Origin of the sequence: Cronobacter sakazakii (assembly GCF_000982825.1) — a bacterium.
Classification (GTDB): Bacteria; Pseudomonadota; Gammaproteobacteria; order Enterobacterales; family Enterobacteriaceae; genus Cronobacter; species Cronobacter sakazakii.
In genome coordinates, this window is sequence record NZ_CP011047.1 from 2,764,797 (window position 1) to 2,787,999 (window position 23,203).

At 59.2% G+C, this 23,203-nt stretch carries 23 protein-coding genes; 14 read left to right on the forward strand and 9 right to left on the reverse strand.

Annotation, left to right across the window (positions count from 1 at the left end; genetic code table 11):
• Positions 1-1,167 (forward strand): zinc-dependent alcohol dehydrogenase, encoded by a 1,167-nt coding sequence (locus CSK29544_RS13205; RefSeq protein ID WP_007900750.1) that lies wholly within the window; start codon positions 1-3, stop codon positions 1,165-1,167.
• On the opposite strand, the gene CSK29544_RS13210 is transcribed toward CSK29544_RS13205, so the two are convergent.
• Positions 1,157-2,308: a MalY/PatB family protein gene (locus CSK29544_RS13210; protein WP_029039199.1), complete on the reverse strand. Its 1,152-nt coding sequence runs from the start codon at positions 2,306-2,308 to the stop codon at positions 1,157-1,159. The genes CSK29544_RS13205 and CSK29544_RS13210 overlap by 11 nt on opposite strands.
• Positions 2,309-2,393: 85 nt before the next feature.
• Here CSK29544_RS13210 and cutC point away from each other — a divergent pair, with 85 nt between their 5' ends.
• The 4 genes from cutC to lysM all read left to right on the forward strand — a co-directional run bounded on the left by cutC (position 2,394) and on the right by lysM (position 7,268).
• A complete protein-coding gene (gene cutC, locus CSK29544_RS13215; RefSeq protein WP_007900746.1) occupies positions 2,394-3,134 on the forward strand; it encodes a copper homeostasis protein CutC in 741 nt (246 codons plus the stop codon).
• A 199-nt stretch (positions 3,135-3,333) separates the two neighbouring features.
• A complete protein-coding gene (locus CSK29544_RS13220; RefSeq protein WP_007900745.1) occupies positions 3,334-5,061 on the forward strand; it encodes an Hsp70 family protein in 1,728 nt (575 codons plus the stop codon).
• Positions 5,033-6,682 carry a J domain-containing protein gene (locus CSK29544_RS13225; protein WP_029039198.1) on the forward strand — a complete coding sequence of 550 codons (1,650 nt, stop codon included), beginning with the start codon at positions 5,033-5,035 and terminating at the stop codon, positions 6,680-6,682. Before CSK29544_RS13220 ends, CSK29544_RS13225 begins: the two co-directional genes overlap by 29 nt.
• Positions 6,683-6,821: 139 nt before the next feature.
• Positions 6,822-7,268 (forward strand): peptidoglycan-binding protein LysM, encoded by a 447-nt coding sequence (gene lysM, locus CSK29544_RS13230; RefSeq protein WP_004386298.1) that lies wholly within the window; start codon positions 6,822-6,824, stop codon positions 7,266-7,268.
• A gap of 36 nt (positions 7,269-7,304) precedes the next feature.
• Here the strand turns inward: lysM and cmoB are convergent, their stop codons facing one another.
• From cmoB to CSK29544_RS13255, 5 genes are all read right to left on the reverse strand, one after another.
• Positions 7,305-8,276, reverse strand: coding sequence for a tRNA 5-methoxyuridine(34)/uridine 5-oxyacetic acid(34) synthase CmoB (cmoB, locus tag CSK29544_RS13235; protein ID WP_029039197.1), 972 nt, complete (start codon positions 8,274-8,276; stop codon positions 7,305-7,307).
• Positions 8,273-9,016, reverse strand: coding sequence for a carboxy-S-adenosyl-L-methionine synthase CmoA (cmoA, locus tag CSK29544_RS13240; RefSeq protein ID WP_007900732.1), 744 nt, complete (start codon positions 9,014-9,016; stop codon positions 8,273-8,275). The genes cmoB and cmoA overlap by 4 nt, the downstream gene beginning before the upstream one ends.
• Positions 9,017-9,056: 40 nt before the next feature.
• Positions 9,057-9,452, reverse strand: coding sequence for an MAPEG family protein (locus CSK29544_RS13245; RefSeq protein ID WP_004386301.1), 396 nt, complete (start codon positions 9,450-9,452; stop codon positions 9,057-9,059).
• A gap of 67 nt (positions 9,453-9,519) precedes the next feature.
• Positions 9,520-10,338, reverse strand: a complete 819-nt coding sequence (locus CSK29544_RS13250; protein ID WP_007900730.1) for a DUF72 domain-containing protein — start codon at positions 10,336-10,338, stop codon at positions 9,520-9,522.
• Complete coding sequence (locus tag CSK29544_RS13255; RefSeq protein WP_004386303.1) at positions 10,335-10,901, reverse strand: hydrolase; 567 nt, start codon at positions 10,899-10,901, stop codon at positions 10,335-10,337. The genes CSK29544_RS13250 and CSK29544_RS13255 overlap by 4 nt, the downstream gene beginning before the upstream one ends.
• 266 nt (positions 10,902-11,167) lie before the next feature.
• Here CSK29544_RS13255 and aspS point away from each other — a divergent pair, with 266 nt between their 5' ends.
• The 6 genes from aspS to ruvB all read left to right on the forward strand — a co-directional run bounded on the left by aspS (position 11,168) and on the right by ruvB (position 16,545).
• Positions 11,168-12,946 carry an aspartate--tRNA ligase gene (aspS, locus tag CSK29544_RS13260; protein ID WP_007900728.1) on the forward strand — a complete coding sequence of 593 codons (1,779 nt, stop codon included), beginning with the start codon at positions 11,168-11,170 and terminating at the stop codon, positions 12,944-12,946.
• Position 12,947: 1 nt separating this feature from the next.
• Positions 12,948-13,391 carry a dihydroneopterin triphosphate diphosphatase gene (gene nudB, locus CSK29544_RS13265; protein WP_007900726.1) on the forward strand — a complete coding sequence of 148 codons (444 nt, stop codon included), beginning with the start codon at positions 12,948-12,950 and terminating at the stop codon, positions 13,389-13,391.
• A gap of 27 nt (positions 13,392-13,418) precedes the next feature.
• Positions 13,419-14,159: a YebC/PmpR family DNA-binding transcriptional regulator gene (locus CSK29544_RS13270; protein ID WP_004384823.1), complete on the forward strand. Its 741-nt coding sequence runs from the start codon at positions 13,419-13,421 to the stop codon at positions 14,157-14,159.
• 88 nt (positions 14,160-14,247) lie between these two features.
• Entirely contained in the window at positions 14,248-14,769 is a 522-nt protein-coding gene (gene ruvC, locus CSK29544_RS13275; RefSeq protein ID WP_007900724.1) for a crossover junction endodeoxyribonuclease RuvC, read from the forward strand.
• A gap of 145 nt (positions 14,770-14,914) precedes the next feature.
• Positions 14,915-15,526, forward strand: coding sequence for a Holliday junction branch migration protein RuvA (ruvA, locus tag CSK29544_RS13280; protein ID WP_004384824.1), 612 nt, complete (start codon positions 14,915-14,917; stop codon positions 15,524-15,526).
• Positions 15,527-15,534: 8 nt separating this feature from the next.
• Positions 15,535-16,545 carry a Holliday junction branch migration DNA helicase RuvB gene (gene ruvB / locus CSK29544_RS13285; protein WP_004384825.1) on the forward strand — a complete coding sequence of 337 codons (1,011 nt, stop codon included), beginning with the start codon at positions 15,535-15,537 and terminating at the stop codon, positions 16,543-16,545.
• Positions 16,546-16,629: 84 nt separating this feature from the next.
• Here the strand turns inward: ruvB and znuB are convergent, their stop codons facing one another.
• Positions 16,630-17,415, reverse strand: coding sequence for a zinc ABC transporter permease subunit ZnuB (gene znuB / locus CSK29544_RS13290; RefSeq protein WP_007900722.1), 786 nt, complete (start codon positions 17,413-17,415; stop codon positions 16,630-16,632).
• The gene (gene znuC, locus CSK29544_RS13295) at positions 17,412-18,167 is read right to left on the reverse strand and encodes a zinc ABC transporter ATP-binding protein ZnuC (protein ID WP_007868653.1); all 756 of its coding nucleotides are present in this window, start codon (positions 18,165-18,167) and stop codon (positions 17,412-17,414) included. The genes znuB and znuC overlap by 4 nt, the downstream gene beginning before the upstream one ends.
• A gap of 78 nt (positions 18,168-18,245) precedes the next feature.
• Here znuC and znuA point away from each other — a divergent pair, with 78 nt between their 5' ends.
• The 3 genes from znuA to lpxM all read left to right on the forward strand — a co-directional run bounded on the left by znuA (position 18,246) and on the right by lpxM (position 21,631).
• Entirely contained in the window at positions 18,246-19,190 is a 945-nt protein-coding gene (znuA, locus tag CSK29544_RS13300) for a zinc ABC transporter substrate-binding protein ZnuA (RefSeq protein ID WP_038860116.1), read from the forward strand.
• A 15-nt stretch (positions 19,191-19,205) separates the two neighbouring features.
• Positions 19,206-20,537 (forward strand): murein DD-endopeptidase MepM, encoded by a 1,332-nt coding sequence (gene mepM, locus CSK29544_RS13305; protein ID WP_007850827.1) that lies wholly within the window; start codon positions 19,206-19,208, stop codon positions 20,535-20,537.
• Between the two features lie 125 nt (positions 20,538-20,662).
• Positions 20,663-21,631 (forward strand): lauroyl-Kdo(2)-lipid IV(A) myristoyltransferase, encoded by a 969-nt coding sequence (lpxM, locus tag CSK29544_RS13310; protein WP_007900717.1) that lies wholly within the window; start codon positions 20,663-20,665, stop codon positions 21,629-21,631.
• 67 nt (positions 21,632-21,698) lie between these two features.
• On the opposite strand, the gene pyk is transcribed toward lpxM, so the two are convergent.
• The gene (pyk, locus tag CSK29544_RS13315; RefSeq protein ID WP_007868646.1) at positions 21,699-23,141 is read right to left on the reverse strand and encodes a pyruvate kinase; all 1,443 of its coding nucleotides are present in this window, start codon (positions 23,139-23,141) and stop codon (positions 21,699-21,701) included.
• Between the last annotated feature and the right edge of the window lie 62 nt (positions 23,142-23,203).

A 23,203-nucleotide genomic window follows, 5' to 3' on the forward strand; every position in this document is an offset into this window, starting at 1 on the left:
ATGCGAGCACTCTGCTGGAACGGCGTCAACGATCTGCGCGTCGAGACCGTGGGCGATCCGACTATCGTCAATCCGCATGATGTGATCCTTAAAGTGGGCCTGACCACGACCTGCGGCTCCGATTTACACGTCATCGACGGACTTATTCCGAGCATGGAAGAGGGCGATATCCTCGGCCATGAATTTATGGGCGAAGTGGTGGAAGTGGGCCCGGAGGTGAAAAACATCCGCCGCGGCGACCGCGTCGTGGTGCCGTCGTTTATCTCGTGCGGCTCCTGCTGGTACTGTAATCACGGCCTGACTTCGTGTTGCGATAACACCAACCCGAACGCGCATCTGCAGGAAAAAATCCTCGGCTACCCGACGGCAGGAATTTACGCCTACAGCCATGCGTTCGGCGGCTATGCCGGGTCGCACGCCGAATATGTGCGTGTGCCGTTCGCCGATAACGACTGCTTTATCGTGCCGGAAAATGTCTCTGACGAGCAGGCACTGTTTCTCTCTGACGCCGCGCCGACAGGCTATATGGGCGCGGATTTTTGCAATATTCACCCCGGCGACACGGTGGCGGTATGGGGCTGCGGCGGTGTCGGGCTGATGGCGGCCCAGAGCGCGTTCCTGCTGGGCGCTGAAAGAGTCATTGCCATTGACCGTTTCCCGGAGCGGCTGGCGATGGCGCGCGACATCGTGGGTGCTATTCCGCTGGATTACACGAACGTGGATATTTACGAAGCGTTGCTTGAGATAACCGGCGGCCGCGGCCCGGACAGCTGCATTGACGCGGTTGGGATGGAGGCGCACGGCGAAGGGCTGGAATATGCCTATGACCGCACCAAACAGGCGCTCAAAATGCACACTGATATTGGCGCCGCGCTGCGTCAGGCGATCCGCGCCTGCCGAAAAGGCGGCACGCTCGCCATTCTCGGCGTTTACGGCATGATGGATAAATTCCCGCTCGGCGTGGCGATGAATAAAGGCTTAACCATTCGCACCGCCCAGCAGCACGGCCAGGCCTATATGAAACGCCTGCTGGATCACGCCTCCCGCGGCGAACTGCGCACCGATTTCCTCGCCACGCACCGTTTCTCGCTGGAAGACGCGCCGCGTGGCTATGAAATGTTTAAAAACAAAGAGGACGGCTGCGTGAGGGCGGTGTTTAAGCCCTGACGTTCGCCGCACTGACCGCCTGTGTCAGACGCGCAATGGCCGTCTCCAGCGTGGCGGCGGTGCAGCCGAAGTTAATCCGCACGTGTTGCGGCGCGCCGAAATCCGCGCCGGGGGAGAAGCCGAGCCCCTGGCGCTTAAAGAAGCGCGTCGGGTTCTCAACGCCAAGTCCGGACGCATCCACCCACGCCAGATACGTCGCCTCCGGCACTACCATCTCAAGCCCCGACAGCCCGCTAATGGCGGCGTATAGCCGGTCGCGGTTGCGGCGCAGATACGCAATTTGCTCAGTAAGCCACGGCTCACCGCCGCGCCATGCCGCTTCGGCGGCCGTCAGCGCCAGTACGTCCACATGCGGCACAATGCCTTCACGCGCGGCGCAAAAACGCTGGCGCAGCGCGGCATCCGGGATCACCGCCACCGACGCGCCAAGCCCGGCGATATTAAACGTTTTCGACGGCGACATCAGCGTGATGGAGCGCCGCGCGGCGTCCTCGCTGAGCGAGGCGAACGGGATATGCTGCACGCCGGGCGTGAGGATCAGATCGCAGTGGATTTCATCAGAACAGACGATAAGGTCATGCTCCTGCGCAAACGCGAGCTGCGCTTCGAGTTCGTCACGGCGGTATGCGGTGCCGCCAGGATTTTGCGGGTTACAGAGCATCAGGAGCTTTTCGCGCCCGGTAAGCTGCGGGCGCAGGCTTTCCAGATCCAGCACCAGCCGTTCGCCGCGCGGCTGCAACGGCGCGTTACGCTGCGCGCGACCGGCAAGGGCGGCGGATTTGCGAAACGGCGGGTAAATCGGCGTGGGCGCAACCGTGGTTTCTTCCGGCGAGGTAAACGCGCGCACCGAGAGATTAAGCCCCGCCACAATCCCTGGCAAAAAGACCAGCCACTCCGGTTCAACGCGCCACTGGTAGCGACGCTGGCACCATTCAATAAAGGCTTCAGCCAGCCCCTGCGGATGCGCGCCGTAGCCAAACACGCCGTGCTGCACGCGCGCTATCAGCGCATCCGTAATACAGGCGGGCGAGCGAAAATCGGTGTCGGCCACCCACATCGGCAATACCGATTCGTCATGGGCGTTCCACTTAATGCTGTCGCTGTGACGGCGGTTGATCTCTTCGTCGAAATTGAATGCCATGATACGTTGTCCTGCGGCTAAGGGGTTTTCAGACTAAGACGTTTGCCCACAGCTGACCACTACTTTCATTTACAGGGAGTTACCCATGGCGTTACTGGAAATCTGCTGTTACAGCCAGGCCTGCGCAATGACCGCACAGGCGGCGGGCGCTGACCGCATTGAGCTGTGTTCGGCGGTTAACGAGGGCGGCCTGACGCCGTCAGCGGGCGTGCTCAAAGGCGTGCGTGCGCAGATAACGATCCCCGTTCATCCTATCGTGCGCCCGCGCGGCGGCGATTTTTGCTACAACGAGAGCGAGTTTGCGGCGATGCTGGACGATATCGCGTTTATCCGTGAACTGGGCTTTCCGGGGCTTGTGACGGGCGTGCTGAATGAGGACGGCGGGGTGGATCTGGCCCGAATGCATAAAATAATGCGCGCCGCCGACGGCATGGCGGTGACATTTCATCGCGCCTTCGACATGTGCGCCAGCCCATTGAAAGCGCTGGAAGAATTAACCGATCTCGGCGTGGCGCGCATCCTCACTTCGGGCCAGCAGGCGAGCGCGGAAAAAGGAATTTCATTAATTACGGAACTAAAGCAGAAATCCCGTGCTCCAATCATTATGGCCGGTGCAGGGGTACGGCTTAGCAACCTCAACCTGTTCCTGGCGCAGGGGATAGACGAGCTTCACAGCTCGGCGGGCATCCATGTAGCCTCTCCCATGCGTTATCGCAATACCGGCGTCTCGATGTCATCGGACGCAAGCGTTGACGAATACTCCCGTTACCAGGTGGATGGCGACGCGGTAGCCGCCATGAAGGCGGCGCTTACGTCAGTGCAATGATTTTTGCCCTCAGTTTTTACCGCGCATCATGTCGCCCAATATGATGCTTGCTCGTACCAGGCCCCGGTCTTTTGCCGGGGCTTTTTTTATGCCCACGCGCTCCTACCAAATCTGGTCACTGTCTTGTCTTTACCGGGCCGCTCAGAGAAGATGCCACGCATCGTCAGCGTCTTTCGCAGACCTGTAAAGGGAGAGCAGGATGATCGTCGGCATCGATCTCGGTACCACCAATAGCCTCGCTGCCGTCTGGCAGGAGGGCAATCCGCGGCTTATCGCTAACGCGCTGGGCGAATGTCTCACGCCGAGCGTCGTCGGCCTTGATGACGAAGGGCGCGTGCTGGTCGGCAAAGCCGCCCGCGAGCGTCTGCACACGCATCCGCATCTCACCACCGCACTTTTCAAACGGCATATGGGCACCGCCTGGACCGTCCGGCTCGGGGGCAAACTGTTCCGCGCTGAAGAACTCTCGGCGCTGGTTTTAAAAAGCCTGAAAGAAGATATCGAGCGCGCCTGCGGCGAGACGGTCACCGAAGCGGTGATAAGCGTGCCGGCGTATTTCAGCGATGCCCAGCGTAAAGCCACGCGTGTCGCGGGCGAACTGGCCGGGCTTCACGTTGAAAAACTGATTAATGAACCGACCGCGGCGGCGCTGGCTTACGGCCTGCATCGCGGCGCAGAAGAGGGCACCTTTCTGGTGTTCGATCTCGGCGGCGGCACGTTTGACGTTTCGGTGCTGGAGCTGTTCGAAGGCGTGATGGAAGTACGCGCCAGCGCCGGCGATAACTTTCTCGGCGGCGAAGATTTCGATCAGGCGCTGATTGACGCCTTCGTGGCGCGCCAGATGGTGGCAGGCGGCCTGCCCGACCCGGCGGCGCACACGCATGCCCTGCGTCGCGAGGCCGAGCGGGTGCGCCATGCGCTTGGCGATCGCCCTGTCGCCACTTTTACGCTGCGTGCTGAAGACCAGACCTGGAGCCAGGACTTTCATCAGGGCGAGCTGAACGATATTTTCGCGCCGCTCCTTACCCGCCTGCGCCTGCCCATTGAGCGCGCGCTGCGCGATGCCCGCATTCGCGTTGCGGATCTTGACGAGATCCTGCTGGTCGGCGGTGCGAGCCGTATGCCTCTGGTACGCCGCCTGGCCGCCGGGCTGTTTGGCCGCTTCCCGTCGGTGTCGATAAATCCTGACGAGGCGGTCGCGCTTGGTGCGGCCGTGCAGGCGGCGCTGAAAAAACGCGACGCGGCGCTGGAAGAAGTGGTGCTGACGGATGTCTGCCCTTATACGCTTGGCATTGAAACCGTCAAAGCCTTTGGCCGTCATCTTGACGACGGTCACTATCTGCCGGTGATTGAGCGCAACGTGGTGGTGCCGGTGAGCCGGGTAAAAACAGTCTGTACGCTTGCCGATAATCAGACGATGGTAGAGTTTACGCTTTACCAGGGCGAAAGCCGTCTGGTGAAAGACAACATTGCGCTTGGCAAAATGCGCGTGCCGGTGCCGCCGAGACCGGCGGGCGAGGTGTCGCTGGACGTGCGGTTCACCTATGACATCAACGGTATTCTGGAAGCCGAAGTCACGGTACCGCTCACCGGCGAGCGCCATCAGCTCATTATAGAAAACAACCCTGGCATGCTAACGCCGCAAGAGATTGCCGAACGGCTGGCGCAACTGAGCGCGCTGAAAATTCACCCGCGCGAACGCCAGCCCAACACGCATCTGATGGCGCGTCTCGACCGACTGTATCAGGAGACCACTGGCGAGATACGCGAGGAGATTAGCTATCTCGGGGCGCGCTTCCAGCAGGCGCTGGAGAGCCAGGACGACGCGCGCATCGATAAAGCCCGTCAGGAAATAACGCAGCAGGCAACGCAATCGAAGCCGGGATGTGGCTTTTCTGATGCGCGCACTGGAGATCCTCGGGCTTGAGCCCGGCGCGGACGAGCGCGCCATCAAACGTGCCTACGCCAGGCTTCTGAAAGGGTGTCGCCCGGATGACGATCCGCAAGGCTTTCAGCAACTGCGAGATGCCTACGAAACGGCGCTGGAACAGGCGCGTCGCGGCGTGGCGGACGGCGATGACGACGCATTCGGCGATGACGATGAGCACGATGACGACAACGACATAGCGGCTGTCGCGCCAGACGCGTACAGGCAAATTGATGACCCGCTACAGGCGCAGCCTGTAAACGAGCCCGAACCTGCGCCAGCGGAAAGCGCGCCAGCACCTCCCGCACCGTTGTACACGCCGCCACGCACGACGGCGTTGCTCGACGGGTTAAACGAGGAAAATCTCAACGTCCGCTGGCTGGAGGCGCGCGCGATGGGGGAGTCGCGCGAATTTGAAGAGGCGGTCCTGACGCGCTGTCTGTGGCATCTCGCGCCTGACGAATACGCCTTCGTCGCACAGGCGCAGGCGTGCTTTGAGTGGCTGACGCCGGGCCAGCGCGTGGCGACTGACGAATCGCAGCAGAACCGGTTACGCCATGTGCTGCTCACCCCTTACGCCGAAGAGATGCGCGCGGTGCTGGAAGAGGGGAACGATGCCCGCTATCAGGCCTGCCTGCGCGCGCTGGCGAATTCCCCGTGGCTGCAAAGCTATGACGGACAGCGCCAGTTGCAGCGCCTTGCGCTGTCGCTGCTGGATGCGCAGCCTGAGTGGTCGCCAGAGCGCTTTGCCGCACTTTGCAGGCTGTTTCACTGGGATGAAACGCGCGGCGAGCGGCCAGATCTGCCGGACTTGTGGGCGCAGGTTATCGCCCGCGACGAAGAAGAAGCGCTTTTTGTTGAGCTTACGGCAAAGCGCGACGCGGCAGAGGACAGCCCGGCGCACCGGGCGGCGCAGATGGTATTGCGCGTGCAGGATGAAGACGCTCGTATGCTGGCCGGTCTCGATTACACCGATGAAGACTGGCAGGCCTGTGGCCGGCTCACCGACCAGCTGGAAATTGGCCATCCGGCGCTCATCCCGCGCTTTGCGGGCGCGGATATCCACGCGTGGCAACAGACGTACCACAAACTTAATGAAGCGCACGGACCGATGATGCGTAGCCTCTGGCTGGTTGGCATGATGATGGCGACGTTTGGCTGGATGCTGCCCGCGGTGTATGACGGCAGCATCACCCCGTTGGGCGTGGTGCTCCGTGTGCTGGTGGCGCCCGTGGTGGCAATGGTGGTGGGCATCTTCCCGCTGGTTTTATGGCGGGGACTGGCCCGGCCGTTCCTGGACAGAGACGCAGCGCTGAGCGAGCGGCTGCTGCCGCGGTTTATCTACTCCCGGCGGCGCAAGCGCTGGCGGCTGTTCGCGCATGTGATCCCGTTTTGCGTAGTGAGCGTCGTTATCGCGCTGGTCTGCGGCAGGCTGGCGATGTGGATTTTCGTGGTCGTGACGCTGCTGCTGGCCTGGACCGATCTCTGGCGTTATCCCGGCGCGCTGCGGCGGTTTCGCCAGAAACGTGCGCCTCTGCGCGGCGGACGTCTGAAGCTTGTCCTGCTGGCGCTGCTGTTTTTCGCCATCGTCACCGGCGTGCGCGCGTTGTTGCAAGCGTGATACTCAAAACGACCTGCGCTGCGATAGCCCGGCCTCGCCGGGCTGTTCGCTTTTCAGGCAACCGGCGTGCTGCCGCCTGGCTTATTTTGCGATTTATTTGCCAGACTTCTCAGGTAATTGTTTATGTTGAGGAGGAACTATGGGCTTACTGAATTTTGTAAAAGAAGCGGGCGAAAAAATCTGGGACAGCGTTTCCGGGCATAACGACGCGGCGGCACAGAACGCCAAAGTGCAGGAACACCTCAAGAAAACCGGTATTCCGGATGCCGATAAAGTTCAGGTGCAGGTGGATGACGGCAAAGCGACCGTGACCGGGCAAGGCTTAAGCCAGGAAGCGAAAGAGAAAATCCTGGTGGCCGTCGGCAACATCGCGGGCATCGGGCATGTCGATGACAACGTCGCGGTGGCGACCCCGGCACCGGAAAGCCAGTTCTACACGGTGAAAAAAGGCGACACCCTCAGCGCTATCTCGAAAGAAGTTTATGGCGATGCGAATCAATACCCTAAAATCTTTGAAGCCAATAAACCGATGCTGACCAGCCCGGAAAAAATCTATCCGGGCCAGGTGTTGCGTATTCCGAAGTAAAAAACGTCTCCCGCACGTCAGGTGCGGGAGAATACATCAGGGTTTGCGTGCAACCAGCACGGCGCGCAGCGGGGCGGGGTAGCCTTCGCGGGTTTTGGTGGCGTCATGGGGATCGAGGAAATCCGCCAGCGACTCCGTTTCCATCCAGGCGGTGCGGCGCTGCTCTTCCACCGTCGTGACCGAGAAATCGGCGATTTTCACATCCACAAAACCGCACTTCTCCAGCCAGTTTTTCAGCGCGGGCGCGGAGGGAATAAAGTAGACGTTGCGCATCTGGGCGTAGCGCTCGCCCGGTACCAGCACGGTGTTTTCATCGCCTTCCACCACCAGCGTTTCCAGCACCAGTTCGCCGTCTTTCACCAGCTGATCTTTAAGCTGCCAGAGGTGCTCCAGTGGCGAGCGGCGGTGGTAAAGCACGCCCATCGAAAAGACGGTGTCGAACGCGTTCAGCGCGGGTATCTGCTCAATGCCAAGCGGCAGCACGTGGGCGCGATTGTCACCGCCTAAAAGCTTACGCACCGCCTCAAACTGGCACAGGAAAAGCTGCGTCGGGTCGATGCCGACCGCGAGCTGCGCGCCCGCGCCGACCATACGCCACAGGTGATAACCGCTGCCGCAGCCGACATCCAGAATGGTGCGCCCGGCAAGCGGCGTGATATGCGGCAGCACGCGGTCCCATTTGAGATCGGAGCGCCACTCGGTGTCGATGTCGATACCGTAGAGCGAGAACGGCCCTTTACGCCACGGCATCAGCGTGCGCAGCAGCTGTTCGATGCGCTTGCGCTGGCCATCGCTGAGCGGCTCAGCACGCTGCGCGCTGACGCTGTGCAGCAGATCAAGCTGATCCGGCACCAGCGCAGGCAGATTATCGAGGGAATTTTTCCACTGCTTAAACTGGCCGTGCAGGGCGTCGCGCTGCCAGGCGGCGACCTGAGCGGGCAGCGTTTCCAGCCAGTGGGCAAGCGGCCCGCAGGCGATCTGCTGATAAAATTTGCCGAAATCGATCATGCCGCGCTCCCGCCTTTCACCGCCACCAGCGAGCCGAAGTTAAAGCACTGGAACCACAGTTCGCTGTGTTCAAACCCGGCCTTACGCAGGCGCGCTTTGTGGGTTTCCACGGAATCGGTAAGCATCACGTTTTCCAGCATGCTGCGCTTCTGGCTGATCTCCAGCTCGCTGTAGCCGTTCGCGCGTTTGAAATCGTGATGCATATTGAACAGCAGTTCGCCCAGCACGCTGTCTTCAAAGCTGAATTTCTCCGACAGCACCAGCGCGCCGCCAGGGTTCAGGCCCTGATAGATGTTATTGAGCAGCAGCTGGCGGTCGTCCGGGTTCAGGAACTGAAGCGTGAAGTTCAGCACCACCATAGAGGCGTTCTCAATGGTGATATTGCGGATATCGTCCTCAATCACCTCGACCGGCGTTTGCGCTTTGAACGCGTCAATATGGCGGCGGCAGCGCTCCACCATGGCGGGCGAATTATCCACCGCGATGATTTTGCAGCCGTCGTGATGCACGTTGCGGCGCACCGAGAGCGTGGCGGCGCCGAGCGAACAGCCGAGGTCGTAAACCTGGCTTGCGGGCTGGACAAAGCGCTCCGCCAGCATGCCAATCATAGAGATGATATTGGAGTAGCCCGGCACGGAACGCTGGATCATATCGGGGAAGACTTCAGCCACCCGCTCATCGAAAGTCCAGTCGCCCAGACGGGCGATGGGCGCGGAGAACAGCGTGTCGCGATTTGACATAGCGTAAATCCTGGGGAAAACGAAAGGGGCGTATTTTGCGCTAATGAAACGAGAAAACCAACTCCCAGGGCATATACCAGATGTTGGCCAGCACCATCATCAGCAGGGCGATATAGGTCGCGCTCATGCCGCTACGCCGCCAGCGCAACAGGCGATGATGATAGCCGTAGTAATGCATCAGACGACCAACCAGCAGCAACAGGCCGCAGACGTGCAGCATCCAGTTCTGCGCGCCGTTCATCTCCATAAACAGCAGCAGTAACAGGCCGATGGGCAGATACTCCACCGCGTTGCCGTGAATGCGGATAGCGCTTTGCAGCTCGCTGAAACCGCCATCGCCATAGGCGACGCGGTACTGCATGCGCAGACGAACCACATCGAAAGAGAACTTCATCAACAACAACGCACCCAGAACCGCATAAAGCGCGCTTACCATAGAAACTCCGTTTAACGCTGTTAATGGCGCCTTTATGATAGCGTGGCGCGGCCCGGTTGTCGCTGCCCTAAAAGAGGGTGTCCTGGTGCGGGATGGCGGGTGCGTCGCCAAGCGTCGGCAGCGCCTCGCGAAGCCCGGGCCAGAGCGTATGCACCAGCTCCGGCGCATGTTCGATATCCGGCGTGTGAAGAAAGAGATAAGGCGTCGTGGTCTGCTGCCACTGCGCGAGTTTGGCAAGCCAGACCACGAAAAATTCCGCGTTTTGCGCCATATCGTCGCTGCCGATAAATCGCACCATTGGATGCTGCGCCGTGACGAGCGCATGCACCGGCACTTTGGGTTTTTTCCGCTGCGCGTCGATGACCGCCGGGCTGTGCGGAAGGGCGGCATGTACCGGACGGCTGTCGAGCATCACGCGGTTAACGCCGCGCGCGATAAGCCCGCGGTTGAGCGACAACTCCGCCTCGCCTTTGGCGAAGAAATCGGGGTGGCGCACTTCCACGCCATACGTAAAGCTGCCCGGCAGAGCGTCGAGAAACGCCCATAACGCAGGCAGATCGCGCGGGCCGAACGCCGCGGGCAGTTGCAGCCAGTACTGGCCGATACGGCCTTCCAGCGGTGCCATGCGCGCGAAAAACTCGGCGGTTAAATCGTCGCAGTGGCGCAGCGCGGCGTTATGCGAAATGGTGGCCGGGAATTTAAAACAGAAGCGGAAATCATCGTGGGTCTGCGCGTGCCAGCGCTCGACGATCTCCGCCTTCGGCAGCGCGTACAGCGTGGTGTTGCCTTCGACACAGTTAAAGTGGCGGGCGTAATCCTCAAGCGATGTAATGCCAAGCCGCACCCATTTCGGGTGCGACCATTGCGGCAGACCAAGATAAATCATAGGGCTGCGAGGATCTCCTCAGTGGAACGCACCCGTCCGAGGCGCGGGAAAATATGCGTCATGCTGCCGTTGTGCTGGTCGGCGTCGGCGGCGGAGCAGGCGTCTTCGGCGACCACCAGCTCAAAGCCCATCTCCCAGGCGTTGCGCGCGGTGGATTCCACGCCGATGTTGGTGGAGATGCCGCACAGAATAATCGTCGTGATGCCGCGACGACGTAATTGTAGCTCCAGATCGGTGCCGTAGAAGGCGCCCCACTGGCGTTTGGTCACTTCGATGTCGGTGTCGCGTTTGCCAAGCGCCACCGGATAGTGCCACCACTCGTCCGGCAACGTATGCCCGGCAATCGGCGCGTCGACAGGCTGCTTCAACGCTTCACTGAAATCTTTCGACCAGCCGACACGCACCATGACGACCGGCGCGCCGACCGCGCGGCATTTCTCTGCAAGCCTTGCGGCGCGGGCCACAACGTCGTCGGCGCTGTGCGGGCCGCCGGCAAAGGGCAGGATCCCTTCCTGTAAATCAATGACCACCAGCGCGGTCGTCGCGGGATTAAGCGTTAACATAGATACTCCCCTTGATTGTTGGTTTTGGATGAGTACCTTACTGGCGTCGTGAGCCGGACGGTTGTCTATTTTTGTTAAATTTTGTGAGAAGCGCTAGTTTACGCATAGCAATCGCGCGGGCGCGCGGCTTCGGGCTTATCGCGGCGCGGAATTTCCAGTATAATAGCCCCCTTTTTTCATCCAGTAGTGACATTCAGCCAAAGCTGCGACAGTGGTGCCTGCAGGGCAGGCGACAAACGGCCTGCGGCTAAATTAAGGGATATCTCATGCGTACAGAATATTGCGGGCAGCTCAATCTGTCCCACGTCGGACAGCAAGTGACTCTGTGTGGTTGGGTCAACCGTCGTCGCGATCTCGGCAGTCTGATTTTTATCGACATGCGCGATCGTGAAGGCATCGTTCAGGTGTTTTTCGACCCGGATCGCGCCGACGCCTTCAGCCTCGCCTCTGAACTGCGTAATGAGTTCTGCATTCAAATCACCGGGACCGTGCGCGCGCGCGACGAGAAAAACGTCAACCGCGATATGGCGACCGGCGAAGTGGAAGTGTTCGCCACCGAACTGACCATCATCAACCGCGCCGAGCCGCTGCCGCTCGACTCCAATCAGGTCAACAGCGAAGAAGCGCGTCTGAAATACCGCTATCTCGACCTGCGTCGCCCGGAAATGGCCCAGCGCCTGAAAACCCGCGCGAAAATCACAAGCTTCGTGCGCCGCTTTATGGATGACCACGGCTTCCTCGACATCGAAACCCCGATGCTGACCAAAGCCACGCCGGAAGGCGCGCGCGACTATCTCGTGCCGTCTCGCGTGCATAAAGGCAAGTTCTACGCGCTGCCGCAGTCTCCGCAGCTTTTCAAACAGCTGCTGATGATGTCCGGCTTCGATCGCTACTATCAGATCGTTAAATGCTTCCGCGACGAAGACCTGCGCGCTGACCGTCAGCCTGAATTCACCCAGATCGACGTCGAAACCTCCTTCATGACCGCGCCGCAGGTGCGTGAAGTGATGGAAAAACTGATCCGTCAACTGTGGCTGGAAGTCAAAGGCGTGGATCTGGGCGAGTTCCCGGTCATGACCTTCGCCGAAGCCGAGCGCCGCTACGGCTCCGATAAACCGGATCTGCGTAACCCGATGGAGCTGGTGGACGTGGCCGATCTGCTGAAAACCGTAGAGTTCGCGGTTTTCGCAGGCCCGGCTAACGATCCGAAAGGCCGCGTCGCCGCGCTGCGCGTACCGGGCGGTGCCCAGCTCAGCCGCAAGCAGATTGACGACTACGGCAACTTCGTCAAAATTTACGGGGCTAAAGGGCTTGCGTATATCAAAGTCAACGAGCGCGCGAAGGGCCTCGACGGCATTAACAGCCCGGTCGCTAAATTCCTGAACGCGGAGATCGTTGAAGCTATCCTTGAGCGCACCGGCGCGCAGGATGGCGACATGATTTTCTTCGGCGCCGACAACAAAAAAGTGGTCGCCGACGCGCTGGGCGCGCTGCGCCTGAAGCTCGGTAAAGACCTGAGCCTGACCGACGAAGCCAAATGGGCGCCGCTGTGGGTTATCGACTTCCCGATGTTTGAAGACGACGGCGAAGGCGGCCTGAGCGCGATGCACCATCCGTTTACCGCGCCGAAAGACATGACCGCGGAAGAACTGAAAGCAGCGCCTGAAGACGCGGTGGCGAACGCCTACGATATGGTTATCAACGGTTATGAAGTGGGCGGCGGCTCGGTGCGTATCCACCGTGGCGAAATGCAGCAGACTGTGTTTGGCATTCTGGGCATCAATGAGCACGAGCAGCGCGAGAAGTTCGGCTTCCTGCTGGACGCGCTGAAATTCGGTACGCCGCCGCACGCGGGCCTGGCGTTCGGCCTTGACCGTCTGACCATGCTGCTGACCGGCACGGATAACATTCGCGATGTCATCGCCTTCCCGAAAACCACGGCGGCCGCCTGTCTGATGACCGAAGCGCCGAGCTTCGCGAACCCGACGGCGCTGGCTGAGCTGGGCATCGAAGTTGTGAAAAAAGCGTCGCCGGAGAATAAGTAATATGCATTATAAGCGCCCTGTTTCTGTGCTGGTGGTGATTTACGCCGAGGATACGAAACGGGTGCTCATGTTGCAGCGGCGCGACGATCCTGATTTCTGGCAGTCGGTCACCGGCAGCCTGGAAGAGGGGGAAACCGCGCCGCAGGCCGCCGCGCGCGAAGTAAAGGAAGAGGTCTCCATTGACGTTGCTTCAGAGCAACTGACCTTGATGGACTGTCAGCGCACGGTGGAGTTTGAAATTTTCAGTCATTTACGTCATCGCTATGCGCCGGGGATTATGCGTAATACGGAGTCCTGGTTCTGTCTGGCGCTGCCGACGGAGCGGGAGATCGTGTTCACTGAACACCTGACCTACCGCTGGGTGGACGCCCCCGAGGCGGCCGCGCTCACCAAGTCCTGGAGCAACCGGCAGGCGATTGAAGAATTTGTTATTAACGCCGCCTGAAAAGGCGCGCTTTCTGGAGATATTTTTATGGCAGGTCATAGTAAATGGGCCAACACCAAACACCGCAAAGCGGCACAGGATGCCAAACGCGGTAAAATCTTCACTAAAATTATTCGCGAGCTGGTGACCGCGGCGCGTCTGGGCGGCGGCGATCCGGGCTCTAACCCGCGTCTGCGCGCGGCTATCGATAAAGCGCTGTCCAATAACATGACGCGCGACACCCTGAACCGCGCTATCGCGCGCGGCGTTGGCGGTGACGAAGACGCGAACATGGAAACCATCATTTATGAAGGTTACGGCCCTGGCGGCACCGCGGTGATGGTGGAATGTCTCTCTGATAACCGTAACCGTACCGTTGCCGAAGTGCGTCACGCCTTCAGCAAATGCGGCGGCAACCTCGGCACCGATGGTTCCGTGGCGTACCTGTTCAGCAAAAAAGGCGTTATCTCCTTCGAAGCGGGCGACGAAGACACCATTATGGAAGCCGCGCTGGAAGCAGGCGCTGAAGATGTCGTGACCTATGACGATGGCGCTATCGACGTCTATACCGCCTGGGAAGAGATGGGCGCGGTACGTGACGCGCTGGAAGCGGCAGGGCTTAAAGCCGACAACGCGGAAGTCTCTATGATCCCGTCCACCAAAGCGGATATGGACGCGGAAACCGCGCCGAAACTGCTGCGTCTTATCGACATGCTGGAAGACTGCGACGACGTGCAGGAGGTTTACCACAACGGTGAGATCTCCGACGAGGTTGCGGCGACCCTGTGATACCCGCCATGTTTCAGACTGCGGGCGGCCACGTCCGCAGTCTGATATCTTCTTGTATTCCCGCAGGCTTTTTCTCAGGAGACGCGCCATGAGTATTATTCTGGGCATCGACCCGGGGTCGCGCGTCACCGGTTACGGCGTGATTCGCCAGACCGGACGTCAGCTGACCTATCTTGGCAGCGGCTGTATCCGCACCAGCGTCACGGATTTGCCTTCCCGCCTGAAGCTTATCTACGCGGGCGTCAGCGAAATCATCACGCAGTTTCGTCCTGACTATTTCGCCATCGAACAGGTCTTTATGGCAAAAAACGCCGATTCGGCGTTAAAACTCGGGCAGGCGCGCGGCGCGGCGATTGTCGCGGCGGTGAATCACGATCTGCCGGTGTTTGAGTACGCGGCGCGACAGGTGAAGCAAACGGTGGTGGGCATCGGCAGCGCTGAAAAAAGCCAGGTGCAGCATATGGTGCGCACGCTGCTGAAACTCTCCGCCAACCCGCAGGCGGATGCGGCGGATGCGCTCGCTATCGCTATTACCCATTGTCACGTCAGCCAGAACGCGACGCAGGTCAGCGAATCGCGCCTGAACCTGGCGCGCGGGCGGCTTCGTTAACGGTAACTGACGTTACCGTTCCTTTGCGAGACGTCTCGCAACTGTCAGTTCTCTCATCGCCACGGCGATTTCTCGACTGGATATCTGTCCAGCTTTTTTTATATTATAGCCAGCAACTTTCTTAAGCCCCACGCAGGAGCGCAACGTGATAGGCAGACTCAGAGGCATCGTACTGGAAAAACAGCCCCCGCTGGTGTTATTGGAGGCGGGCGGCGTCGGTTATGAAGTCCATATGCCGATGACCTGCTTTTATGAATTGCCGGAAACCGGCAAAGAGGCGGTGGTCTTCACCCATTTTGTCGTGCGTGAAGACGCGCAGTTACTGTTCGGCTTTAATAACAAACAAGAGCGCACGCTTTTTCGCGAGCTGATCAAGGTCAACGGCGTCGGCCCGAAGCTGGCGCTGGCGATCCTCTCCGGTATGTCGGCCCAGCAGTTCGTGAACGCGGTCGAGCGCGAAGAGCCTGCCGCGCTGGTCAAACTGCCGGGCATCGGCAAGAAAACCGCCGAACGTCTGGTGGTGGAGATGAAAGACCGCTTCAAAGGCCTGCATGGTGATCTCTTCACGCCAGCGGCGGATCTGGTGCTGACGTCGCCTGCAAGCCCAGCGGTGGATGACGCTGAGGCGGAAGCCGTTGCCGCGCTGGTGTCGCTGGGTTATAAACCTCAGGAAGCCAGCCGTATGGTCAGTAAAGTCGCACAGGCGGATGCGAGCAGCGAAACGCTGATTCGCGAAGCGCTGCGCGCGGCATTGTGAGGTAGAGGATGATTGAAGCAGACCGCCTGGTGGCGCCGGGCAGCGTTGTGGCAGAAGAGGTGGCCGATCGCGCCATTCGCCCCAAATTACTCGAAGAGTACATCGGCCAGCCGCAGGTGCGTTCCCAGATGGAGATTTTTATCCAGGCGGCGAAGCTGCGCGGCGATGCGCTCGATCATCTGCTGATTTTCGGCCCGCCGGGGCTTGGGAAAACCACGCTCGCCAATATCGTCGCCAACGAAATGGGCGTCAACCTGCGCACCACCTCCGGGCCGGTGCTGGAAAAGGCGGGCGATCTGGCGGCGATGCTCACCAACCTTGAGCCGCACGACGTTCTGTTTATCGATGAAATCCATCGTCTCTCGCCCGTGGTCGAAGAGGTGCTCTATCCGGCGATGGAAGATTACCAGCTCGATATCATGATTGGCGAAGGCCCGGCGGCGCGCTCGATCAAAATCGATTTACCGCCGTTTACGCTGATTGGCGCGACGACACGCGCCGGCTCGCTTACTTCACCGCTGCGCGACCGCTTCGGCATCGTGCAGCGCCTGGAGTTCTATCAGGTCGCTGATTTGCAGCATATTGTGAGCCGCAGCGCGCGCCATATGGGGCTTGAGATGAATGACGAAGCCTCGCTGGAAGTGGCGAAGCGTTCGCGCGGCACGCCGCGTATCGCTAACCGCCTGCTGCGTCGCGTGCGCGATTTCGCCGAGGTGCGCCACGACGGCGTTATCAATCAGCACGTAGCGTCTCAGGCGCTGGATATGCTTAATGTCGATGCCGAAGGCTTTGACTATATGGACCGCAAGCTGCTGCTGGCGGTGATCGACAAATTCTTTGGCGGCCCGGTGGGGCTCGACAACCTGGCGGCCGCTATCGGCGAAGAGCGCGAAACCATCGAAGATGTGCTGGAGCCCTTCCTCATTCAGCAGGGCTTTTTGCAGCGCACGCCGCGCGGAAGAATGGCAACCACCCGTGCGTGGAACCATTTCGGCATTACGCCGCCGCAGATGCCGTGACATCACTGGTGTGAGCGAAAGCCATGCATAAAAAAAGCGCCCTCAGGGCGCTTTTTTGTTAACCGGTTCACCGCGCAGCCCGCGTCAGGCCGGCGAACGCTTCGCCATGCTGAAAATAAACAGCAGCGCGGCGCACAGCACCACTGAAGGGCCAGCAGGCGTGTCGTAAAAGGCGGAGAACGTCAGACCGCCCGTGACCGCCACCATGCCAAGTCCGACCGCAATGCCCGCCATCTGCTCAGGCGTACGGGCAAAACGGCGCGCGGTTGCTGCCGGGATAATCAACAGTGACGTGATAATCAGCGCCCCGACAAACTTCATCGCCACGCCAATCGTCAGCGCCGTCACCATCATCAGCAGGATTTTGACGCGCTGTAACGGCACGCCGTCCACAAAGGCGAGATCGGGGCTGATGGTCATGGAGAGTAAATTTCGCCACTGCCAGCACAGCACGCCGAGCACGACGGCGACACCCAGCCCGACGGAGAGCAGATCGGCAGGCGTCACCGCCAGCAGATCGCCGAACAGGTAGGCCATTAAATCGACGCGGATATTGCCCATCAGGCTCACCACAACAAGACCGAGCGACAGCGCGCTGTGCGCCATAATGCCAAGCAGCGTGTCTATCGCCAGATGCGGGCGCTTCTCAAGCCAGACCAGCCCGCCCGCCAGCAGCAGCGTGACCACAATCACCGCGTAGAACGGGTTGACATCCAGCAGAAGCCCGAAAGCGACGCCGAGGAGCGAGGCATGCGCCAGCGTATCGCCAAAATAAGACATCCGACGCCAGACCACGAACGAGCCCAGCGGGCCTGCGGCGCAGGCCAGCAGCATACCAGCCATCCAGCCGGGAAGCAGAAGTTCAATCATAACGAGCCATTTCCCTTGCGCAGAATAATCCGTCCCTGCAAATCGTGACGGTGGTTATGGTGATGACGGTAAATTCCCAGCTGTTCTGCGCCGCGCGGGCCAAACATCGAGATAAATTCGGGGTGCATGGAAACCACTTCCGGCGTGCCGGAGCAGCAGATGTGATGATTCAGACACAACACTTCATCTGTTTTGGCCATCACCAGATGCAAATCGTGCGACACCATCAGCACGCCGCAATTGAGTTCATTACGCAACTGGTTGATTAAATCATACAGCGCCACCTGGCCGTTGACGTCCACGCCCTGGGTGGGTTCATCAAGCACCAGCAATTGCGGCGCATTCAGCAGCGCGCGCGCCAGCAGCACGCGCTGGGTTTCACCGCCGGAGAGTTTTTGCATCGGCGCGTCGATAAGATGCCCGGCCTGGACGCGCTTGAGCGCAGGCAGGATATCCGCTTTACGTGTGCCGGGGCGCAGACGCATGAAACGACTGACCGTGAGCGGCAGCGTGGCGTCGAGATGCAACTTTTGCGGCACATAACCGATGCGCAGCTGGCGCTCGCGCTTGATAACCCCTTCATCGGGTGCTACCAGCCCGAGAACCACTCTGACCAGCGTCGATTTTCCGGCACCATTCGGGCCAAGCAGCGTCAGGATGCGTCCGCCAGTGAGGGTTAAAGAAATGTCAGATAAAACGCGGCGTTGCCCGAAGGAGACGCTAACATTCTGAAGCGATACAAGATTAGTCATGGCAATTTAGTGATTGCAGAAGTTTTCGAATGTTATAATATCACACTTCCAACATTCATAACGATGATAAGTCGCATTATGTTACATAAAAATACGCTTCTTTGCGCTGCACTCAGTGCAGCAATCCTGGGTGGTGCAGCCAGCAGCGCTCAGGCCGCCGTAGTCGCTTCGCTTAAGCCGGTAGGCTTTATCGCTTCCGCCATCGCAGATGGCGTCACGCCTACCGAAGTTCTGCTGCCAGACGGTGCTTCAGAGCATGATTATGCGCTGCGTCCTTCCGATGTTAAACGCTTACAGAAAGCGGATTTAGTGGTCTGGATCGGGCCCGATATGGAAGCCTTTATGGATAAATCCGTGAAGGCGTTGCCGGCGCAAAAAAATCTGGCGCTAAGCGAGCTTGCGTCTGTGAAACCGCTTCTGATGAAAGGCGCTGATGATGACGATGATGATCATGACGAACATGCGCATCAGGGTGCAGAAAGTGACGAACATCACCATCATGGCGATTATAACATGCACATCTGGCTGTCGCCGGAAATCGCCCGGGCGTCGGCGGTTGCAATCCACGAAAAATTAGTGGAACTTATGCCGCAAAGCAAAGCCAAACTGGACGCCAACCTCCAGCGCTTCGAGGCCGAACTGGCCCGGACAGACAAACAGGTGGCGAACGAGCTGGCACCGCTGAAAGGGAAAGGATACTTCGTTTTTCATGACGCTTACGGCTATTACGAAAAACATTACGGCCTGACATCGCTCGGCCATTTTACCGTGAATCCCGAAATCCAGCCCGGTGCGCAGCGTTTACATGAAATAAGAACAGAGTTGGTTGAGCAAAAAGCCGAGTGCGTTTTTGCTGAGCCACAGTTCAGGCCGGCGGTGATTGAAGCCGTTGCCAGGGGTACGAAAGTTCGAATGGGAACGCTCGACCCGCTGGGAACGTCTGTCAGCCTGGGTAAGGACAGCTACATGCAGTTTCTGACTCAGTTATCTAACCAATATGCCAGCTGCCTGAAAGGAGATTAACGAGGAAGTGGATACGTGCAACAGATAGCCCGCTCTGTCGCCCTGGCATTTAACAACCTGCCACGACCCCATCGCGTTATGCTGGGGTCTCTTACAGTTCTCACACTCGCGGTCGCCGTCTGGCGGCCGTACATTTACCACCCCGAATCGGAATCAGCGCCCGTCGTAAAAACCATCGAGCTGCGCAAGAGCGAGATCCGCTCTCTGCTGCCGGAGGCGAGCGAACCTATCGATCAGGCCGCACCAGAAGATGACGAAGCTATCCCGCAGGATGAGCTTGACGATAAAACCGCCGGTGAAGCCGGGGTGCATGAATATGTGGTTTCCACTGGCGATACCTTAAGCAGCGTACTGAACCAGTACGGTATCGACATGGGGGATATCAGCCAGCTCGCGTCGGTCGATAAAGACCTGCGTAATCTGAAAATCGGTCAGCAGATCTCCTGGACGCTCACCGACAGCGGCGAGTTACAGCGCCTGACCTGGGAGATGTCGCGCCGCGAAACCCGCACCTATGACCGCACGCCTGCAGGCGGCTTCAAAATGAGTAGCGAAGTGCAGCAGGGCGACTGGGTGAACAACGTGCTGAAAGGCACCGTGGGCGGCAGCTTTGTTGCCAGCGCCAAAGAGGCGGGCCTCACCAGCGCGGAAATCAGCGCCGTCATCAAAGCGATGCAGTGGCAGATGGACTTCCGTAAGCTGAAAAAAGGCGATGAGTTCTCGGTGCTGATGTCGCGCGAAATGCTCGACGGCAAGCGTGAGCAGAGCCAGTTGCTCGGCGTTCGTCTGCGTTCCTCCGGCAAAGATTATTATGCGATCCGCGCCGAAGATGGCAAATTCTACGACCGCAACGGCTCAGGGCTTGCCAAAGGCTTTATGCGCTTCCCGACGTCGCGTCAGTTCCGCGTCTCATCGAATTTCAACCCGCGCCGTCTGAACCCGGTAACAGGGCGCGTGGCACCGCATAAAGGTGTCGATTTCGCGATGCCGCAGGGTACGCCGGTACTGGCGGTGGGCGATGGCGAAGTGGTGATGGCCAAGCGTAGCGGGGCGGCGGGCTATTATGTCGCTATCCGTCACGGCCGCACCTATACCACCCGCTATATGCACCTGAAAAAGCTGCTGGTGAAACCGGGCCAGAAAGTGAAACGCGGCGATCGCATCGCGCTTTCCGGTAACACCGGGCGTTCCACCGGCCCGCATCTCCATTATGAAATCTGGATCAACCAGCAGGCCGTTAACCCGCTGACCGCCAAGCTGCCGCGCTCTGAAGGCCTGACCGGCTCCGATCGCAGCGACTTCTTGGCGAAGGTCAAAGAAGTGGTGCCGCAACTGACGCTTGATTAAAAGCGCGGCAATTAACAGCCGGTGCCTTCGCGCGCCGGCTTTTTATTTTGTCTGGCGGTCCTGCCGCCGCTAAACTCCTTCATTATTTTCTCTTTTGATTACCTGGCTCTGGCCTGAGAACCGTCATGGACACAAAAAAAACAAAAAGTGAATACATTCCCGAATTCGAGCGCGCGTTCCTGCACCCGCGCTACTGGGGCGCCTGGCTCGGAATTGGCGCCTGTGCGGCACTCGCCCTGACGCCGCCGTCTTTTCGCGATCCGCTGCTCGGTAAACTCGGCCGGCTGGCGGGAAAATTCGGTAAAAGTGCCCGTCGTCGTGCCCGCATCAACCTGTTTTACTGCTTCCCTGAGCTCTCCGAGGCGCAACGCGAAGCGATTATCGATAATATGTTCGCCACCGCGCCGCAGGCGATGGTGTTTATGGCCGAACTGGCGCTGCGTGGCCCGGAAAAAGTCTTAAACCGCGTTGACTGGCACGGTGAAGCATTTCTTAACGAGCTGCTGGCGAACAGAGAAAATGTCATTTTGCTCGTTCCTCACGGCTGGGGCGTCGATATTCCGGCGATGCTGCTGGCCTCGCGCGGCGTGCGCATGGCGGCGATGTTCCATCATCAGGGTAACCGGCTGTTAGATTATGTCTGGAACACCGTGCGCAGGCGTTTTGGCGGGCGTTTACATCCCCGCCAGGACGGCATCAAACCGTTTATTAAATCGGTGCGCGAAGGCTACTGGGGTTACTATCTGCCGGATGAAGATCACGGACCGGAGCAGAGCGAATTTGTCGATTTCTTCGCAACCTATAAAGCAACGCTCCCGGCAGTGGGCCGCCTGATGAAAGTCTGTAACGCGCGAGTGATCCCGCTCTTCCCGGTTTATAACGCTAAAACGCACCGTCTTGATGTGCTGATACGTCCGCCAATGGATGATCTCGCAAACGCCGATGACGTGACGCTGGCGCGCCGTATGAACGAAGAGGTGGAACATTTCGTCGGCCCGCACCCTGAGCAATACACCTGGATCCTTAAACTTCTGAAAACGCGTAAAGCAGGCGAGACTGAGCCGTATCGCCGCAAAGATCTTTATCCGAAATAAAAAAGCCGCTCAGAGCGAACGGCTTAAATAGTGAGAAAAGGGGCATGGGCCCCTTTTTTTATGGCGTTTAGTCGACGGTCAGCACGCGTGTGGTGTTGGTGCTGCCGGTGGTGCCCATCATGTCACCCTGGGTAACGATAACCAGATCGCCAGTCACCAGATAGCCTTTGTCACGCAGCAGGTTAACGGCATCCTGCGCCGCCGCCACGCCGTCGTTGGCGCTGTCGAAATAAACCGGCGTCACGCCGCGATAAAGCGCGGTCAGGTTCAGGGTGCGCTCATGGCGGGACATCGCGAAAATCGGCAGGCCGGAGCTGATACGCGAGGTCATCAGCGCGGTGCGACCTGATTCAGTCATGGTGATAATCGCGCTTACGCCTTTCAGGTGGTTGGCCGCGTACATGGCCGACATCGCAATCGCTTCTTCAACGTTATCAAACTCCACATCCAGGCGGTGTTTAGAAACGTTGATGCTCGGGATTTTCTCCGCCCCGAGGCAGACGCGCGCCATCGCTGAAACGGTTTCTGCCGGGTACTGGCCTGCGGCGGTTTCCGCCGACAGCATCACGGCGTCGGTGCCGTCCAGCACAGCGTTCGCCACGTCCATGACTTCAGCACGGGTTGGCATCGGGTTGGTAATCATCGACTCCATCATCTGGGTCGCGGTGATGACGGCACGATTCAGCTTACGGGCACGACGAATAAGGGTTTTCTGGATGCCGACCAGCTCCGGATCGCCGATTTCAACGCCCAGGTCGCCACGCGCAACCATCACGACATCAGACGCCAGAATAATGTCATCCATCGCTTCGTTGCTGCATACCGCTTCGGCGCGCTCGACTTTGGCGCAAATTTTCGCGTCACAGCCCGCGTCGCGTGCGAGACGGCGAGCGTAGTTCAGATCTTCGCCGCAGCGCGGGAAGGAGACGGCCAGATAATCCACGCCGATTTTCGCCGCGGTGATGATGTCGGCTTTATCTTTTTCGGTCAGCGCTTCAGCGGAAAGCCCGCCACCCAGCTTGTTGATACCTTTGTTGTTCGACAACGGGCCGCCGACGGTGACTTCGGTGAAGACTTTCATGCCCTGGACTTCAAGGACTTTCAGCTGTACGCGGCCGTCGTCCAGCAGGAGGATATCGCCTGGCACCACGTCCGCCGGCAGGCCTTTATAGTCGATACCGACTTTTTCTTTATCGCCTTCGCCTTTGCCGAGGTTGGCGTCGAGCAGGAATTTATCGCCAATGTTGAGGAAAACTTTGCCTTCTTTAAAGGTAGAGACGCGAATTTTCGGCCCCTGTAAGTCGCCGAGAATAGCGACGTGACGTCCCAGTTTGGCCGCGATCTCGCGGACTTTATCAGCGCGAAGCTGATGATCTTCCGGCGTCCCGTGCGAGAAGTTCATACGCACTACGTTCGCGCCAGCGGCGATAATTTTTTCGAGGTTATTATCGCGGTCAGTAGCCGGGCCTAACGTGGTCACGATTTTGGTTCTGCGAAGCCGTCTGGACATGTATTACTCCGTTGACTGAAACAACTTTGGTGTTGCGTGAACATAAATTCGGCGCGGTGGCC

What these genes read in the sequence shown, in the direction of transcription:
- CSK29544_RS13205 (WP_007900750.1), top strand. Translation starts at nt 1, where the DNA reads ATGCGAGCACTCTGCTGGAACGGCGTCAACGATCTGCGCGTCGAGACC.
- aspS (WP_007900728.1), top strand. Translation starts at nt 11,168, where the DNA reads ATGCGTACAGAATATTGCGGGCAGCTCAATCTGTCCCACGTCGGACAG.
- lpxM (WP_007900717.1), top strand. Translation starts at nt 20,663, where the DNA reads ATGGACACAAAAAAAACAAAAAGTGAATACATTCCCGAATTCGAGCGC.
- cmoB (WP_029039197.1), bottom strand. Translation starts at nt 8,276, where the DNA reads ATGATCGATTTCGGCAAATTTTATCAGCAGATCGCCTGCGGGCCGCTT.
- CSK29544_RS13210 (WP_029039199.1), bottom strand. Translation starts at nt 2,308, where the DNA reads ATGGCATTCAATTTCGACGAAGAGATCAACCGCCGTCACAGCGACAGC.
- znuC (WP_007868653.1), bottom strand. Translation starts at nt 18,167, where the DNA reads ATGACTAATCTTGTATCGCTTCAGAATGTTAGCGTCTCCTTCGGGCAA.
- znuB (WP_007900722.1), bottom strand. Translation starts at nt 17,415, where the DNA reads ATGATTGAACTTCTGCTTCCCGGCTGGATGGCTGGTATGCTGCTGGCC.
- znuA (WP_038860116.1), top strand. Translation starts at nt 18,246, where the DNA reads ATGTTACATAAAAATACGCTTCTTTGCGCTGCACTCAGTGCAGCAATC.
- nudB (WP_007900726.1), top strand. Translation starts at nt 12,948, where the DNA reads ATGCATTATAAGCGCCCTGTTTCTGTGCTGGTGGTGATTTACGCCGAG.
- CSK29544_RS13245 (WP_004386301.1), bottom strand. Translation starts at nt 9,452, where the DNA reads ATGGTAAGCGCGCTTTATGCGGTTCTGGGTGCGTTGTTGTTGATGAAG.
- ruvC (WP_007900724.1), top strand. Translation starts at nt 14,248, where the DNA reads ATGAGTATTATTCTGGGCATCGACCCGGGGTCGCGCGTCACCGGTTAC.
- CSK29544_RS13225 (WP_029039198.1), top strand. Translation starts at nt 5,033, where the DNA reads ATGCGCGCACTGGAGATCCTCGGGCTTGAGCCCGGCGCGGACGAGCGC.
- CSK29544_RS13255 (WP_004386303.1), bottom strand. Translation starts at nt 10,901, where the DNA reads ATGTTAACGCTTAATCCCGCGACGACCGCGCTGGTGGTCATTGATTTA.
- cutC (WP_007900746.1), top strand. Translation starts at nt 2,394, where the DNA reads ATGGCGTTACTGGAAATCTGCTGTTACAGCCAGGCCTGCGCAATGACC.
- CSK29544_RS13250 (WP_007900730.1), bottom strand. Translation starts at nt 10,338, where the DNA reads ATGATTTATCTTGGTCTGCCGCAATGGTCGCACCCGAAATGGGTGCGG.
- lysM (WP_004386298.1), top strand. Translation starts at nt 6,822, where the DNA reads ATGGGCTTACTGAATTTTGTAAAAGAAGCGGGCGAAAAAATCTGGGAC.
- CSK29544_RS13270 (WP_004384823.1), top strand. Translation starts at nt 13,419, where the DNA reads ATGGCAGGTCATAGTAAATGGGCCAACACCAAACACCGCAAAGCGGCA.
- CSK29544_RS13220 (WP_007900745.1), top strand. Translation starts at nt 3,334, where the DNA reads ATGATCGTCGGCATCGATCTCGGTACCACCAATAGCCTCGCTGCCGTC.
- cmoA (WP_007900732.1), bottom strand. Translation starts at nt 9,016, where the DNA reads ATGTCAAATCGCGACACGCTGTTCTCCGCGCCCATCGCCCGTCTGGGC.
- pyk (WP_007868646.1), bottom strand. Translation starts at nt 23,141, where the DNA reads ATGTCCAGACGGCTTCGCAGAACCAAAATCGTGACCACGTTAGGCCCG.
- ruvB (WP_004384825.1), top strand. Translation starts at nt 15,535, where the DNA reads ATGATTGAAGCAGACCGCCTGGTGGCGCCGGGCAGCGTTGTGGCAGAA.